Genomic DNA, 14,606 nt, shown 5'->3' with positions numbered 1-14,606 from the left:
TAAATTGTTTAAAACTTAAAATATTATGTACGGAAAGATTAAAGATCATCTTCAGAATGAATTAAAGTCAATAGAGGATAACGGATTATTTAAAAAGGAGAGAATTATTACTTCGCCACAAGGTGCAGAGATTACTGTTTCTACAGGGGATAAAGTTTTAAACTTTTGTGCAAACAATTATTTAGGATTGTCATCACATCCAGAAGTAATTCAAGCAGCAAAAGATACATTAGATACCCATGGATTCGGAATGTCTTCAGTGCGTTTTATTTGTGGAACACAAGATATACACAAAAAATTAGAAGCTACTATTGCTGATTTCTATGGAACAGAAGATACTATTCTTTATGCAGCAGCTTTTGATGCTAATGGAGGAGTATTCGAACCATTATTAGCTGCAGAAGATGCAATTATCTCTGATAGCTTAAACCACGCTTCAATTATTGATGGAGTGCGTTTATGTAAAGCAGCTCGTTATCGTTATGAAAATAACAATATGGCTGAATTAGAAGAACAATTAATCAAAGCGAATGAGGCTGGTCACCGTTTTAAAATCATTGTAACGGATGGTGTATTCTCAATGGATGGTCTAGTAGCACCATTAGATAAAATATGTGATTTAGCTGATAAGTATGATGCTTTAGTAATGGTAGACGAATGTCATGCTGCTGGATTTATCGGAGCTACAGGTAAAGGAACATTAGAAGCTAAGAACGTAATGGGACGTGTGGATATCATCACAGGAACCTTAGGTAAAGCTCTAGGTGGTGCAATGGGAGGATATACTACAGGTAAAAAAGAAATTATTGAATTATTAAGACAACGTTCTAGACCATATTTATTCTCTAACTCTTTAGCACCAATGATTGTTGGAGCTTCTATTAAAGTATTTGAAATTTTAAAACACGATACTTCATTACGCGATAAGTTAGAGTGGAATACAAACTACTTCAAAGATGGAATGAAAAAGGCAGGTTTTGATATTATTGATGGAGATTCTGCTATTGTACCAGTGATGTTATACGATGCTAAATTATCGCAAGTAATGGCAGATAGGCTTTTAGAAAAAGGAGTTTATGTAACAGGATTCTTCTTCCCTGTGGTGCCAAAAGATAAGGCGAGAATCCGTGTACAATTATCAGCTGCACATACTCAAGAACATTTAGATAAAGCTATCGCTGCGTTTACAGAAGTAGGTAAAGAGCTAAAAGTTATTCAATAAAAAAGGTTAATACAATAAAAAGTACTATTCTTAACGAAATTTTTTGTAAATATTGATTGATAATTGTACTTTTGCTAGATTATTACGGTAAAGTAAAAAATAAAAGTTATGAAACATTTCAACAAATTATTTGCAGCAGCAATTCTTTGTGCAGGGCTTTCAGCTCACGCGCAAGACGCTGACCATCCGTGGGCTGTAACTGTTGGAGCAAACGCAGTTGACACAAAAGTAAGTTCAGCTAAAGGTTTTGCACACAGAACAGGAGGATATTTTAAAACGGATAACTGGAATATCTTACCATCAGTATCTTACTTAAATGTAGCTAGATACTTAGGTGATGGATTCTCTTTAGGTTTAGTTGGGTCTGTTAATAAAATTGACAAATTCATCAAATCAGAAGCAGAAGGATATGAAAAGTACAATCCTGGAGATTTAACTTACTACGGAATTGACGCAGAAGTTAAATATAGCTTCAAAGAGATTTTGAAATCAAAAGTAGTTGATCCATTCATCTTAGTAGGTGGAGGTTATACTTTTATGGGAGATGCAAGTCAAGGAACTGTTAATGGAGGAGCTGGATTAAACTTCTGGTTTACTAAAAACGTTGCTTTAACTGTGCAATCTACTTATAAACATTCATTTTCTGATTCTAGAACACCAGACGTAGGAGTTGCTTCACATATGCAACACTTTGCAGGTATTCGTTTCCAATTTGGTGGAAAAGATACAGATGGAGATGGAGTTTTAGACAAATATGACGAATGTCCAGATATTCCAGGTTTAGCTGAGTTCAACGGATGTCCTGATACAGACGGAGATGGAATTCCAGATCATTTAGATGAGTGTCCAGATTTACCAGGTTTACCAGAATTCAACGGATGTCCTGATACAGACGGAGATGGTATTCCAGATAATAAAGACGAATGTCCAGAGATCCCAGGTTTAGCTGAGTTCAACGGATGTCCTGATACAGACGGAGACGGAGTGCCAGATAATAAAGATGAGTGCCCTGAAGTACCTGGTCCAAAAGAAAACAATGGTTGTCCTTGGCCAGATAGAGATGGAGACGGAGTGCCTGATCATTTAGATAAATGTCCAGACGTACCTGGTCCAGCTTCTAACAACGGATGTCCTGAAGTTAAAGAAATCGAGCCTGAGAAAGTAAAACAGCTTAACGATTACGGAAAAACATTATTATTCCACACAGGAAAATATACTTTCCAAGATGGTTCTTACGCAGTGTTAGATAATATGGTTAAAATCATGAAAGAATACCCAACTGCTAATTTCCACATCGCTGGATATACTGACAGTACAGGATCTGACAGAATTAACATACCATTATCTGATAATAGAGCTAACGCTGTAAAAGTTTACTTAATTGAAAAAGGAATCGATTCTGCTAGATTAACTTCTAAAGGATACGGATCTAAAGATCCAATCGCTTCTAACAAAACAGTTAAAGGACGTGAGTTAAACAGACGTGTTGAAATCCAATTAGCTAAATAATTGATTTAAAACACATAATCTATAGAAAACGCTTCGAGTAATCGGAGCGTTTTTTTTGTACCTTTATTTTATGAGATCAAATACTTTTTTAGATAAGCTGAGTGCGCAGATTTATGCCGATTTTCCTAATTCTATGGATAATTTGGTTATCGTTCTTCCTAATAAAAGAGCAAAAGTCTTTTTGTTAGAAAACTTAAAGAAGTATTACAGAAATAGTGTCTTCGCTCCAGAGATTATTAATATTGAGGACTTCATTCAACAGGTGTCGAAGATTAGAGGGATAGATTCGATAGAATTACTTTTTAAGTTTTATGTAGCTTACCAAGAAATAGAGGGCGGTAATGCACAGGATTTTGATCGCTTCTCTAGCTGGGCTAATATGTTGTTAAGTGATTTTAATGAAGTGGACCGTTACTTGTTGAACCCTGATTATGTGTTTTCATATTTAAAAAATATCGAAGATATTAAACACTGGTCTTTAGATCCTGAACAAAAGACAGACTTAATTGTAAATTACTTAGCTTTTTGGGAGCAGATACCAGTATACTATAAAAAGTTCTATGAAGTTCTATTAGAAGAGCGTATCGGCTATCAAGGATTGATATATCGAGAGGCTGTTAAGTCTCATAAAGAGTACTTGAATAGTAATAATAAGGTGTTTTATTTCGCTGGGTTTAATGCATTAAATGCAGCAGAGGAGAAAATTATTCAACATTTCTTGTTAGAGAAGAGAGCTAAGGTGTTCTGGGATATTGATAAACATTTTATGGAAGATCCTTATCACGATGCAGCGCTCTTTCTGAGACGTATAAAGCGCAATTGGATACACTATCAATATAACCCTTTTGAGTGGATAGTAGATGAGTTTGGAAAAGAAAAGAATATACAAGTAATACAAACTCCTAAAAGTGTAGGGCAAGCAAAGATCGCTGGACAAATCGTGGAAGGACTTGGTGATGAAGCTTCAAGGTTAGAGAAGGTTGCCATTGTATTAGGAGAGGAGAATTTGCTATTACCTGTACTGCATAGTCTGCCTTCTTCAGTATCAAGTTTGAATATCACAATGGGGTATAGTGGTAAGAGTAATCCTATTCAGATTTTGTTGAATAAGATTTTTAAGATGCATTTGGCTGCTATACGACGCTCGAGTAAGCAATATGTTGTTTACTACAAGGAGATTTTAGATGTACTGACTAATCCTGTATTAACACAAATAATTGTGTCTGAAAAGGTTATTAAAGAAATTAATGATCGAAATCTTAGCTTTTTTAGTTTAAATCGTTTTACAGAGTGGATAGAGGATGATGAGTTTCCTGTTCGTAAGCTTGTGTTTGGTAGATGGAATGAACGGTCATCTGTTGAAGTTTTACAAAACCTTATTGAGATTGTGCTGGCTATTAAGGATAGCTTAGATGATGAGGTACACAGTGATCGAATTAGTAAAACATTCTTGTATTCTTCCTATCAGATGTTGAATAGGCTAGTTTCTTATTGTCAGAAATATGATTTTATACAAAATTATGATACTTTGTATTCGTTGTATAAACAGGTGATGGATATGTCTGAAGTATCTTTTGAAGGAGAGCCTTTAGAGGGGCTTCAGATAATGGGAGTATTAGAGAGTCGTGTTTTGGATTTTGATACTGTTATTGTCACTTCTGTTAATGAGGGTAAATTTCCTGCAGGTAAGTCAGTTAATTCCTTTATACCTTATGATGTAAAGAGAGAAATAGGCTTGCCAACTTATAAAGAAAAGGATGCTATTTATAGTTTTCACTTTTATCATCTCTTGTTAAGAGCAAAGAATATCTATCTTTTGTATAACTCTCAATCAGAGGGAATGGATGCAGGAGAAAAGAGTAGGTTCTTAACACAGTTAGAAGTAGAACAATTGGAAGCCCATGATGTAAAATATGTTACCTATTCAGCAGATCTGCCCGAAAAAGCGAATGAGTTGATTCAGATTCCGAAGTCAGACCTTTTAAAAGAAGAGCTAAAGAATATTGCTACAACTAAGGGGTTTTCTCCATCAGCTTTATCTAATTATCTTCGCAATCCTATACAGTTTTATTTACAACGTGTCTTAAGGATTAGAGAAGTGGAGGAAGTAGAGGAGAGTGTGGCTTTAAATACACTAGGGACTATTATACACAACTCTTTAGAGAATTTGTATAAACCCTTTAAAGGAGCTAGACTTACAGTGGAGATCATTAACATCATAAAAACAAAGGCAGATGCAGAGGTACAATTGCAGTTTGAAGAAGTGTATAACAGTGATAAGGAGAAAATTGGAAAGAACTTACTAGCTTTTGAAGTAGCCAAACGAAATGTGTATCACTTTCTAGAAGGAGAGATAGAAAAGATAAAAGAGGGAGATGATATTTTATTATTGGAGTTAGAGACAGAGCTTACTTTTACACTTGAAGATTCTAGATTACCTTATCCTATTAATCTATTTGGATTTGTAGATAGAATAGAAGAACGAAATGGTGTAATCCGAGTTATTGATTATAAAAGTGGTAAAGTAGAAGTAAATGATGTTAAGTTAAGTACATGGGAAGGACTTACACTTGATTTGAAAAATGATAAAATAATTCAATTATTGTGTTATGCTTTAATGTATACGAAACACAATACAAATCAATCTGTAGAAGCTGGTATTTATTCATTCAAGAATAGAAAAGGCGGGTTTTTATTTTTCGGAGTGAAAGAAGGAAGAGAGGTTAATCATGCTATTACAATTGATACATTAGCTCTATTCAAGGATGAATTAGTTTCCTTGTTGTTAGAGATACTAAATCCTGATGAGGACTTTATAGAAAAAGAACTATAGAAAATAGGGAAGCAAAAGCTTCCCTATTTTTACTTTATCGTATTTTTTAGTGCCTCTAGTAGATCTTCTTTAGCTTCAATCTGAAGTAGGTGCCCTCCAGTGATAATAGTTAAATCACATTCAGTATTTTCAACTTCTTTAGTGATTTCTTCAATAGAAAGAACAGGATCAGCATTACCTACAATCATACTTATAGGATAGGGAGCAAAATGAAGTAGAACTTCTCTGTCATTTCTTGATTTCATTCCTTCTACAGCTGCTAGTATACCTTGCTTAGGTGTTCTAAGAGCAATATCTAAGTGTTCTTGTACTTCTTTAGCGTGAGTGATTTTAGTATCTTCTAAAAAGGTGTTGTTAATCGCCATAGTAACAAAGAGATCGCTATTCTTTTTAATTACTTCAGCTGCTCTGTCTCTGTTAATTTGCCTTTCTGTGCTGTCAGCTCTGGTAGTAGATGAAACTAATATTATTTTCTTTACATTATCAGGATATAGTTCTCCGAATGCTAGTGATACATAACCTCCCATAGAATGACCTATTAGTGTTACTTTTTTTAGATTTAAAGAATTTGTAATTGTAAAAACAGCATCAGCCATATCTTCCATACTGTGTATGTAGCCAATACAACCTGATTCACCATGTCCTAAAAGATCAATAGCAATAACTCTATATTTCTTAGAAAAATAGTCAAGGTAGTAATTCCACATCTTACTATCCTCTAAAAATCCATGTAGGAAAATTAAGGTACTTCCTTTTCCTTTGTCAGTATATGATAAATTAGTGTTTTTATATAGAATTTTTGTAGTTGCCATTCTTTAATTTTGTTGCAAATGTATGATATAGTATGACTTTGTCAAATCTTTTAACATTCAACAGCGCTCCAGGTATTACACCTATATTAAATCAGTCTAAATAATAGAAAAGAGTATCTTTGCATTTCTAATTTCAAAATATTTATTAAAATGAAAAAAATAGTTAGTGCATTTTTGTTGTTATGCGGAATAACTTATGGACAATCAGGATTGCCTTATCAAATCTATACTAATAAGGGAAAAAAAGTGTCTTATGAAAAGATGATAAAATCGCTTAGTAAAAGTGAGGTGGTTTTGTTTGGGGAGTTTCACAATAATTCATTAGGACATTGGTTACAATTACAGGTAACAGAATCGTTAGGAGATAGAAGGCAGCTAACTCTTGGAGCAGAAATGTTTGAAGCGGATAACCAAGAGGGGTTGACTAAATATGTAAAAGGAAATAGTACAGAAGAGCAGTTTCAAGAAGAAGTGAGACTTTGGAATAATTATAAAACTGATTATAAACCATTAGTAGAATATGCAAAGGAGAATAAATTAGAATTTATTGCGACTAATGTACCTAGACGGTATGCGAGTCTATTGTTTAAAAAAGGTACTGCTGCATTAGATACTCTAAGTGTACAAGAGAAGAGTTGGATTGCACCATTGCCATTTCCTTATGATGGTAATTTACCAGGATATAAGAATATGATGGCGATGTTTGAAGATCATAAAGATGAGAATTTGCCGAAGGCACAAGCAATCAAAGATGCTACTATGGGGCACTTCATTGTTCAAAATTTAAAACCAAGCCATTTATTCTTGCACTATAATGGTTCTTATCACAGTAATAATTATGAAGGGATAGTATGGTATCTTAATCAATATAGACCTTCATTGAAGATTGCTACTATTACAATGGTAGAGAGTGATAATGTAGGTCATTTCGAATTTGATAATTTAGACTTGGCTAACTTTATTATTGTTATAGATGCGAATATTTTAAAATCATTTTAACGCTTTACTATAAAAAACCTTTTTTTTTCTTAAAAAAAATCTCGATTGGTCTATTTTAGTGAGTTAGCATTGTTTTATTCTTTGTTTATATCGAGTATAAATAGAAGGGCAGGCTTTGTTGATAACGTTAAGAAGGTGTATTTTTGAGAGATTTTTTCAAGAAAAACAATTAAAATTACATTATGGCAAAATCTGCACTTTTAAAGTCATCCTTAGCTAAGAAATATTGGATGGCTCTTACAGGGTTATTTTTATGCTTGTTTTTAGTAGGTCACTTGGCGGGAAACCTTCAATTGATATTTGGTGACGCTTCTGCATTTAACGAGTATGCGTTATTTATGACTACTAATCCAGCAGTAAAAGTATTATCTTATGTTACGTATATTTCAATCCTTTTCCACGCGATTGATGGTATCGTTTTAACGATTCAAAACAAAAAAGCACGTCCAATCGGATATGCAAAAAACAACGCTGCTTCTAATAGCTCATTTTCTTCAAGAAATATGGCGGTATTAGGAACTTTACTTTTAGTATTCATCGTGACTCACATGGCTAACTTCTGGGCTAAAATGCACTTTAGTGAAATGCCTTTACAAACTGTAGAAGTAAAAGTAGAGGGTCAAGATCCTGTAGTAGTATATAAAACAGTACAAGAGCAAGCTATCCCAGTAAACGCTGTTGAAATGGGACAGATAGAAGTAAAAGGTACTAAGTTTTATCAAGCAGGTACAGATTTAAAAATTGCTGATGGATATAAAGATTTACATAAAATTACAATTGAGTTCTTCCAAAATGAAAGTACTGGATTAATCGCTACAATTGCTTATGTACTTGCTATGGTGGTTTTAGGATTCCACTTATCTCATGGATTTGGTAGTGCATTCCAATCTTTAGGAGCTAATAATCCTAAATATAAGGGAGTACTTAAAGGGCTTAGCTTTTTGATTGCGTATGTTGTACCTGCGCTATTTGCTATCATCCCATTATATATTCATTTTATTAAATAGTCCTAAAGAAATTGATCATGAAATTAGATTCTAAAATACCTAATGGACCACTTGATAAAAAATGGTCTGACTATAAAAATCATATTAAATTAGTTAACCCAGCGAATAAACGTAACATTGATGTTATTGTCGTAGGAACTGGATTAGCAGGTGGTTCTGCTGCTGCTACATTAGCTGAGTTAGGATATAACGTAAAAGCTTTTTGTTATCAAGATTCACCTCGTCGTGCGCACTCTATTGCTGCTCAAGGGGGGATTAACGCATCTAAGAACTACCAAGGTGATGGTGACTCAGTTTACAGATTATTTTATGATACTGTAAAAGGAGGTGACTACCGTGCACGTGAAGCAAACGTTTACCGTTTAGCTGAAGTTTCTGAAAATATTATTGACCAATGTGTAGCTCAAGGTGTACCTTTTGCACGTGAGTACGGAGGTTTATTAGATAACCGTTCTTTTGGTGGGGTACAAGTATCTCGTACTTTCTACGCTAAAGGACAAACTGGACAACAGTTATTGTTAGGAGCATACTCTGCTATGAACCGTCAAATCGGTCGTGGTAAAATCCAAATGTATAACCGTCATGAGATGCTAGACATCGTTAAAGTTGATGGTAAAGCTAGAGGTATTATCGCTCGTAACTTAATCAATGGAGAGATAGAACGTCACTCTGCTCACGCTGTAGTTATCTGTACAGGTGGATATGGTAACGTATTCTTCTTATCTACAAATGCAATGGGTTCTAACGTTACTGCTGCTTGGAAAGCACACAAACGTGGAGCATTCTTCGCTAACCCTTGTTATACACAAATTCACCCAACTTGTATTCCTGTAACTGGTGACCACCAATCAAAGCTTACTTTGATGTCTGAGTCATTGCGTAACGATGGACGTATTTGGGTTCCTGCAAAAATGGAAGACGCTATAGCAATTAGAGAAGGTAGATTAAAACCAACTCAAATTGCAGAAGAAGATAGAGATTACTACTTAGAAAGAAGATACCCATCATTCGGTAACTTAGTACCTCGTGACGTTGCGTCTCGTGCTGCTAAAGAAAGATGTGATGCTGGATATGGAGTTAATGCTACAGGTGAAGCAGTATACTTAGACTTCGCTTCTGCTATTGAGCGTTATGGTAAAGAGCAAGCTCGTATTCAACATTTAGATGAAAATGACGCTAAGTTAGTTTACAAATTAGGTAAAGATGTAGTTGAAAATAAATATGGTAACTTATTCCAAATGTACGAGAAGATCGTAGATGAGGATCCATATACAACTCCGATGATGATTTATCCTGCAGTTCACTATACAATGGGTGGGTTATGGGTAGATTATAACTTGATGTCTACTATCGAAGGATGTTATATCTTAGGTGAGGCTAACTTCTCTGATCACGGTGCTAACCGTCTTGGAGCTTCTGCATTAATGCAAGGTTTAGCTGATGGATACTTCGTATTACCATATACTATCGGAGATTATTTAGCTAATGATATTCGTACTGGAACTATCCCAACAGATTTACCTGAGTTCGAAGCTGCTGAGAAAAATGTTCGAGATATCATTGACCACTTAATGAACAATAAAGGAACACATTCTGTTGACCACTTCCACAAGAAGCTTGGGAAAATTATGTGGGATAAAGTAGGAATGGCTCGTAACGCAAAAGGTTTAACTGAAGCTATGGCTGAAATTGCTGAGTTAAGAGCAGAGTTCTATAAAGATGTGAAAGTATCAGGTACTGCAGAGAGCTTTAACCAAGAGTTAGAGAAAGCTTTAAGAGTAGCTGATTTCTTAGAATTAGGTGAATTATTCGCTAAAGATGCTTTACACCGTGAAGAATCTTGTGGAGGTCACTTCCGTGAAGAGCACCAAACTGAGGATGGAGAAGCAAAACGTGATGATGAGAACTTCGCATACGTTGCTGCTTGGGAATACAAAGGAAACCCAAGTGATGCAGTGCTTCACAAAGAAGACTTAGTTTATGAAAACATTAAATTGGTAACTCGTAGTTATAAATAATATTGAGACTTAGGTCTTCGGACCTTGTCTTTTTGTAAAAATTCGATACAAATGAATCTTACACTTAAAATATGGCGTCAATCAAACGCTAAAGTACAAGGAAAAATGGTTGATTATAAAATCAACAATGTTTCTCCTGATATGTCTTTCTTAGAAATGCTTGATGTATTAAACAATGAGTTAATCGAGAAAGGTGATGATCCAGTAGCTTTCGACCATGACTGTCGTGAGGGTATCTGCGGTATGTGTTCTTTATTTATTAATGGTGAAGCGCACGGACCAGATAGAGGTATTACTACATGTCAGTTACACATGAGAAAGTTCAAAGATGGTGATACTATTTATATCGAGCCATTTAGAGCTAAAGCTTTCCCTGTAATTAAAGACTTAGTAGTTGACCGTACTGCTTTTGATAAAATTCAGCATGCAGGTGGTTTCGTATCTGTGAATACTTCTGGTAATACACAAGATGCTAACGCTATTCCAATTCCTAAGCATGATGCTGACCGTGCATTTGACGCAGCTACTTGTATCGGATGTGGAGCATGTGTAGCTACTTGTAAAAACTCTTCTGCTATGTTATTCGTATCTGCAAAAGTTTCTCAATTTGCTTTGTTACCACAAGGTAAAGTAGAAGCAGCTGATCGTGTACTTAATATGGTAGCTGAGATGGATGCTTTAGGATTCGGTAACTGTACTAATACAGGAGCATGTGAGGTAGAATGTCCTAAAGGAATTTCTTTAGAGAACATCGCTCGCATGAACAGAGAATACTTAAAAGCAAGCTTGAAATAATAGTTTTTCTTGAAATAAATGTAAAAGCAGATATAGAGATATATCTGCTTTTTTTATTTTTGCTATTCTAATTTTAGGCAAGAGAATTTGAGTGATGAAGAGAAATATTTCGATAAAACACAGGATATATAATTTACTGAATAATGATTCTAATTCAATTGAAAGTAAGATTGTTCAAGGAGCTATCATTATCTTGATATTACTGAATGCTATCTCATTGATCTTTGAATCAATTCCTGAATTTAGAGAAGAGTACAGTTCTTTTTTCTATTCATTTAATTTATTTTCTGTTGCTTTCTTCTCGATAGAGTATATATTGAGAATGTGGTCTATTACCTGTGATAAACGTTTTAACCAACCTTTTTTAGGAAGATTAAAATATGCTTTTACCTCTATGCAGTTAATAGATTTATGTGCTGTGTTACCATTTTATTTAGCTTTTGTACATGTGGATCTCCGTATTATAAGATTAATGCGTGTGTTTAGATTATTACGTGTGTTTAAGATTACACGTTATGTATCTGCATTAGCTCTTGTGGTCAGTGTATTTAAGAGAAAAGCTAGTGAGTTAGTGATTGCGGCATTTATGTTGATATTTTTATTATTGATAGCTTCTACAGCTATTTATTATGCTGAAAATTCTTCTCAGCCTGAAGCATTCTCTAGTATACCAGACTCCATGTGGTGGTCTGTTATTACGATTTGTACTGTAGGTTATGGAGATATCTATCCTGTAACTGTGATAGGAAAGTTAATAGGAGGAGTACTTGCTGTTATTGGGATAGGCTTCTTTGCTTTGCCTACAGGTATTATCTCATCAGGCTTTTCAGAAATCTTGGCTGAAAGAAAAGAGAAGAAGTTATTAGCTTTACAAAAAACGAATGTTTCTAGTTGTAATTGCCCATGTTGTGGTAGACCTCAAGAAGAGAAGTAAGAATTATTGCTTATTTTTGGAGTATAATCTAAATATCGTAGTGTAATGAAAGTTGCCATGTTACAATCGCCATTGGTATGGGAGGATATAGAAGCGAATAAAGAACATTTTTTAGACAAGCTTAATGCCATAGAAAAAGATACAGATTTGGTAGTTTTACCTGAGATGTTTGTGTCTGGCTTTACAATGAAGCCTGAGCGCGTTTTCTTGACTATGGAAGACGAATATATCAATAAGCTACAATCGTTGTGCAAAAAGCATCTATATGCGCTTACAGGGAGTGTTGTTATTAAAGAAGGAGAAGACTACTATAATAGAATGTTCTTTATCTCTGATGAAGGTGAGATCAGTACTTATGATAAACGACACTTATTCTCATTAGCAGGAGAAGAGAAGATATATAAAGCTGGGGTAGATAGATTAATAGTTAACTATAGGGGGTGGAATATATGTCCTTTAGTTTGTTATGATCTTAGATTCCCTGTTTTTAGTAGAAATAATGACGGAGTATATGATTTACTAATCTATGTGGCTAGTTGGCCAGATCAGCGTATTTATGCATGGGACTCTCTGCTAAAGGCACGTGCTATCGAGAATATGAGTTATTTGGTAGCCGTAAATAGATGTGGAAGCGATGAGAATGACAATATCTATTCAGGTCATTCGCAAGCCTTAGATATGTTAGGAGGATACTTAGTAGAACCATTGACAGGAGAACAAGTAGCGTATGTAACATTAGACAAAGCAAAACAAGATAAAATAAGAAAGAGTTTCGGTGTACTTAGAGATGCTGATTCATTTACTATCCTATAAACAAATAAGGCTCTTAGTTTTTATGCTAAGAGCCTTATTATTTATAAATTGATTTGTTCTTTAATATCCCAGTTAGCACGGACATCTATCTGTTCTGGGAAGTAGACAGATTCTTCAGGCTGTCTTCTGTCCCAATAGTATCCTTTATCCCATACACCATTTTTATTATCGTCATAGATAACTCTTATGTAGTACATTCTAGGTGGTAATGCTAAGAATTCAAATACATTAGAGCTTTCACTGTATTGACTAACGATTACTTTTTCTTTGTCATCTAGTAATTCAACGATGACAGGATAACGTTTTAATCCATTTAGTGTAATGGTCAAGTTTCCGTAATCTGTATAAGCTGTCGTTTTATTGTTCAGCACGATTGTATCATTTGCTTTACCAAAGAAGTCTGTAATAGCGCCAGGCCATAAGGTTACTTTATAATTATCTAGCTCTTCTTTTTTAAACTTTAGATAGAACTTTTGTTCTCTTGCTTTGTTCTCTATTGTAAAAGGAACAGCTACAGAATCTTTGTTAAAGATGGTAATTAGTTCTTTATTAATAGACTTAACAGGTGTAGTTGTTTCTACTAATACATCAGATAAGAAATCAAGTGTACCTGATTTTCCTGATACCGATAGCGAATCTATTTCTTTCATCTTAGGTCTTGGTTTAACCATGAATGTCTTTGTAAACTCACCTTTAGTAGCTGTGAAGTGCAGAGAGTCTGCTTCTATCTTTGGGAACCAAACTTGTAAACTATCTTTATCAGCTAGTTGTGTATAAGCACTAGGGATTACTACCCCATCTTTTTTAACTTCTACAGTAGCTCCTTCAGCATTCCCTATATAGGGTAAGTACCATTTGTTTTGAGTAATCTGAGCAGGTCTAGAAGCCTCGAATTTCTCATCAGACTTGAACAGTGTCAAGTCATAAGATTGATCTGTTGGTATCTCAATAGGTTCTTTTATAAATGCTATTTTATCCTCAGTAGGATTAAACATGAAGTTGCTGTTCTTATCCTTTAATGCTACTAAGTAATACTTTCCTGCTTTTATGTTCTCTATAGAGAAAGTCGTAAGACTGTCTAGTGTATTCGTTACATAAAGAGGTTTTTCTCTATAGATAGTAGAGTCTTTAAATGTCTCAGCATCGTATAACATGACATTGACGAAGTTATCCGATTTTAACTGATGTGCAGTTCTGATTGTTCCGCTTAGTTTCAGAGAGTCTATATAATCTCCTGTAGAGAAGATATACTTAAACTGCTTTAGGACATTGCCTTCATTGTTATCCGCTATAGCGTCCCCGAAGTTAAAACTATAAGTCGTATTCGGCTTTAAAGTGTCTATAAGATTGATCGTAACTGTCTTTCTAGCATTTCCCATTGGCAATACTTCAGGCATTCTATCCATAGGAGGAGAGATAATCAAGTTTTGATTTACATTTTTAATCTTAACGAATTCGTCGAAATCAATAGTAATCTGCTTTTTGTCAAAATGGACAGAGTGGTTCTTAGGATTACTCCCTAATACCACTGGAGGAATAGTATCTTTAGGACCTCCTGAAATAAACCCTCTCTTAGCACAGTTCGAAAACGTTATAAAACAAAATACCGTAAAACAAACAATAAAGTATATACGAAACTTAGACATAGTTTTAATTTAAAAGAC

The 14,606-nt window shown here is 34.6% G+C and carries 11 protein-coding genes; 9 read left to right on the top strand and 2 right to left on the bottom strand.

The genetic code is table 11. From position 1 onward, the window contains the following. Positions 1-25 precede the first annotated feature (25 nt). The 3 genes from kbl (at position 26) to AABL85_RS12290 (ending at position 5,564) form a co-directional block, all read left to right on the top strand. Entirely contained in the window at positions 26-1,222 is a 1,197-nt protein-coding gene (kbl, locus tag AABL85_RS12300; protein WP_341310306.1) for a glycine C-acetyltransferase, read from the top strand. Positions 1,223-1,330: 108 nt separating this feature from the next. Further along, positions 1,331-2,731: a thrombospondin type 3 repeat-containing protein gene (locus AABL85_RS12295; RefSeq protein WP_341310305.1), complete on the top strand. Its 1,401-nt coding sequence runs from the start codon at positions 1,331-1,333 to the stop codon at positions 2,729-2,731. A 70-nt stretch (positions 2,732-2,801) separates the two neighbouring features. Continuing rightward, positions 2,802-5,564: a PD-(D/E)XK nuclease family protein gene (locus AABL85_RS12290; RefSeq protein WP_341310304.1), complete on the top strand. Its 2,763-nt coding sequence runs from the start codon at positions 2,802-2,804 to the stop codon at positions 5,562-5,564. Between the two features lie 29 nt (positions 5,565-5,593). Here AABL85_RS12290 and AABL85_RS12285 read toward each other — a convergent pair whose 3' ends face one another. Next, positions 5,594-6,376 (bottom strand): alpha/beta hydrolase, encoded by a 783-nt coding sequence (locus AABL85_RS12285; RefSeq protein WP_341310303.1) that lies wholly within the window; start codon positions 6,374-6,376, stop codon positions 5,594-5,596. A 150-nt stretch (positions 6,377-6,526) separates the two neighbouring features. Here AABL85_RS12285 and AABL85_RS12280 point away from each other — a divergent pair, with 150 nt between their 5' ends. The 6 genes from AABL85_RS12280 to AABL85_RS12255 all read left to right on the top strand — a co-directional run bounded on the left by AABL85_RS12280 (position 6,527) and on the right by AABL85_RS12255 (position 12,942). Next, positions 6,527-7,375, top strand: a complete 849-nt coding sequence (locus AABL85_RS12280; protein ID WP_341310302.1) for a ChaN family lipoprotein — start codon at positions 6,527-6,529, stop codon at positions 7,373-7,375. 182 nt (positions 7,376-7,557) lie between these two features. Then, positions 7,558-8,382: a succinate dehydrogenase cytochrome b subunit gene (locus AABL85_RS12275; protein ID WP_006259872.1), complete on the top strand. Its 825-nt coding sequence runs from the start codon at positions 7,558-7,560 to the stop codon at positions 8,380-8,382. A gap of 17 nt (positions 8,383-8,399) precedes the next feature. Next, positions 8,400-10,400 (top strand): fumarate reductase/succinate dehydrogenase flavoprotein subunit, encoded by a 2,001-nt coding sequence (locus tag AABL85_RS12270; RefSeq protein ID WP_286415381.1) that lies wholly within the window; start codon positions 8,400-8,402, stop codon positions 10,398-10,400. A gap of 51 nt (positions 10,401-10,451) precedes the next feature. Next, positions 10,452-11,195: a succinate dehydrogenase/fumarate reductase iron-sulfur subunit gene (locus tag AABL85_RS12265; protein ID WP_006259870.1), complete on the top strand. Its 744-nt coding sequence runs from the start codon at positions 10,452-10,454 to the stop codon at positions 11,193-11,195. Positions 11,196-11,289: 94 nt separating this feature from the next. After that, positions 11,290-12,129: an ion transporter gene (locus AABL85_RS12260; protein WP_341310301.1), complete on the top strand. Its 840-nt coding sequence runs from the start codon at positions 11,290-11,292 to the stop codon at positions 12,127-12,129. Between the two features lie 45 nt (positions 12,130-12,174). Beyond that, positions 12,175-12,942 (top strand): nitrilase family protein, encoded by a 768-nt coding sequence (locus tag AABL85_RS12255; protein ID WP_341310300.1) that lies wholly within the window; start codon positions 12,175-12,177, stop codon positions 12,940-12,942. Between the two features lie 41 nt (positions 12,943-12,983). Here the strand turns inward: AABL85_RS12255 and AABL85_RS12250 are convergent, their stop codons facing one another. After that, positions 12,984-14,588 carry an Ig-like domain-containing protein gene (locus AABL85_RS12250; RefSeq protein ID WP_341310299.1) on the bottom strand — a complete coding sequence of 535 codons (1,605 nt, stop codon included), beginning with the start codon at positions 14,586-14,588 and terminating at the stop codon, positions 12,984-12,986. Between the last annotated feature and the right edge of the window lie 18 nt (positions 14,589-14,606).

Origin of the sequence: Myroides odoratimimus, assembly GCF_038039805.1 — a bacterium.
GTDB lineage: Bacteria > Bacteroidota > Bacteroidia > Flavobacteriales > Flavobacteriaceae > Flavobacterium > Flavobacterium odoratimimum_B.
Note: the sequence above shows the minus strand (reverse complement) of the source record. Positions and strands in the feature narration are given on the sequence as shown.

What these genes read in the sequence shown, in the direction of transcription:
- kbl (WP_341310306.1), top strand. Translation starts at nt 26, where the DNA reads ATGTACGGAAAGATTAAAGATCATCTTCAGAATGAATTAAAGTCAATA.
- AABL85_RS12295 (WP_341310305.1), top strand. Translation starts at nt 1,331, where the DNA reads ATGAAACATTTCAACAAATTATTTGCAGCAGCAATTCTTTGTGCAGGG.
- AABL85_RS12290 (WP_341310304.1), top strand. Translation starts at nt 2,802, where the DNA reads ATGAGATCAAATACTTTTTTAGATAAGCTGAGTGCGCAGATTTATGCC.
- AABL85_RS12285 (WP_341310303.1), bottom strand. Translation starts at nt 6,376, where the DNA reads ATGGCAACTACAAAAATTCTATATAAAAACACTAATTTATCATATACT.
- AABL85_RS12280 (WP_341310302.1), top strand. Translation starts at nt 6,527, where the DNA reads ATGAAAAAAATAGTTAGTGCATTTTTGTTGTTATGCGGAATAACTTAT.
- AABL85_RS12275 (WP_006259872.1), top strand. Translation starts at nt 7,558, where the DNA reads ATGGCAAAATCTGCACTTTTAAAGTCATCCTTAGCTAAGAAATATTGG.
- AABL85_RS12270 (WP_286415381.1), top strand. Translation starts at nt 8,400, where the DNA reads ATGAAATTAGATTCTAAAATACCTAATGGACCACTTGATAAAAAATGG.
- AABL85_RS12265 (WP_006259870.1), top strand. Translation starts at nt 10,452, where the DNA reads ATGAATCTTACACTTAAAATATGGCGTCAATCAAACGCTAAAGTACAA.
- AABL85_RS12260 (WP_341310301.1), top strand. Translation starts at nt 11,290, where the DNA reads ATGAAGAGAAATATTTCGATAAAACACAGGATATATAATTTACTGAAT.
- AABL85_RS12255 (WP_341310300.1), top strand. Translation starts at nt 12,175, where the DNA reads ATGAAAGTTGCCATGTTACAATCGCCATTGGTATGGGAGGATATAGAA.
- AABL85_RS12250 (WP_341310299.1), bottom strand. Translation starts at nt 14,588, where the DNA reads ATGTCTAAGTTTCGTATATACTTTATTGTTTGTTTTACGGTATTTTGT.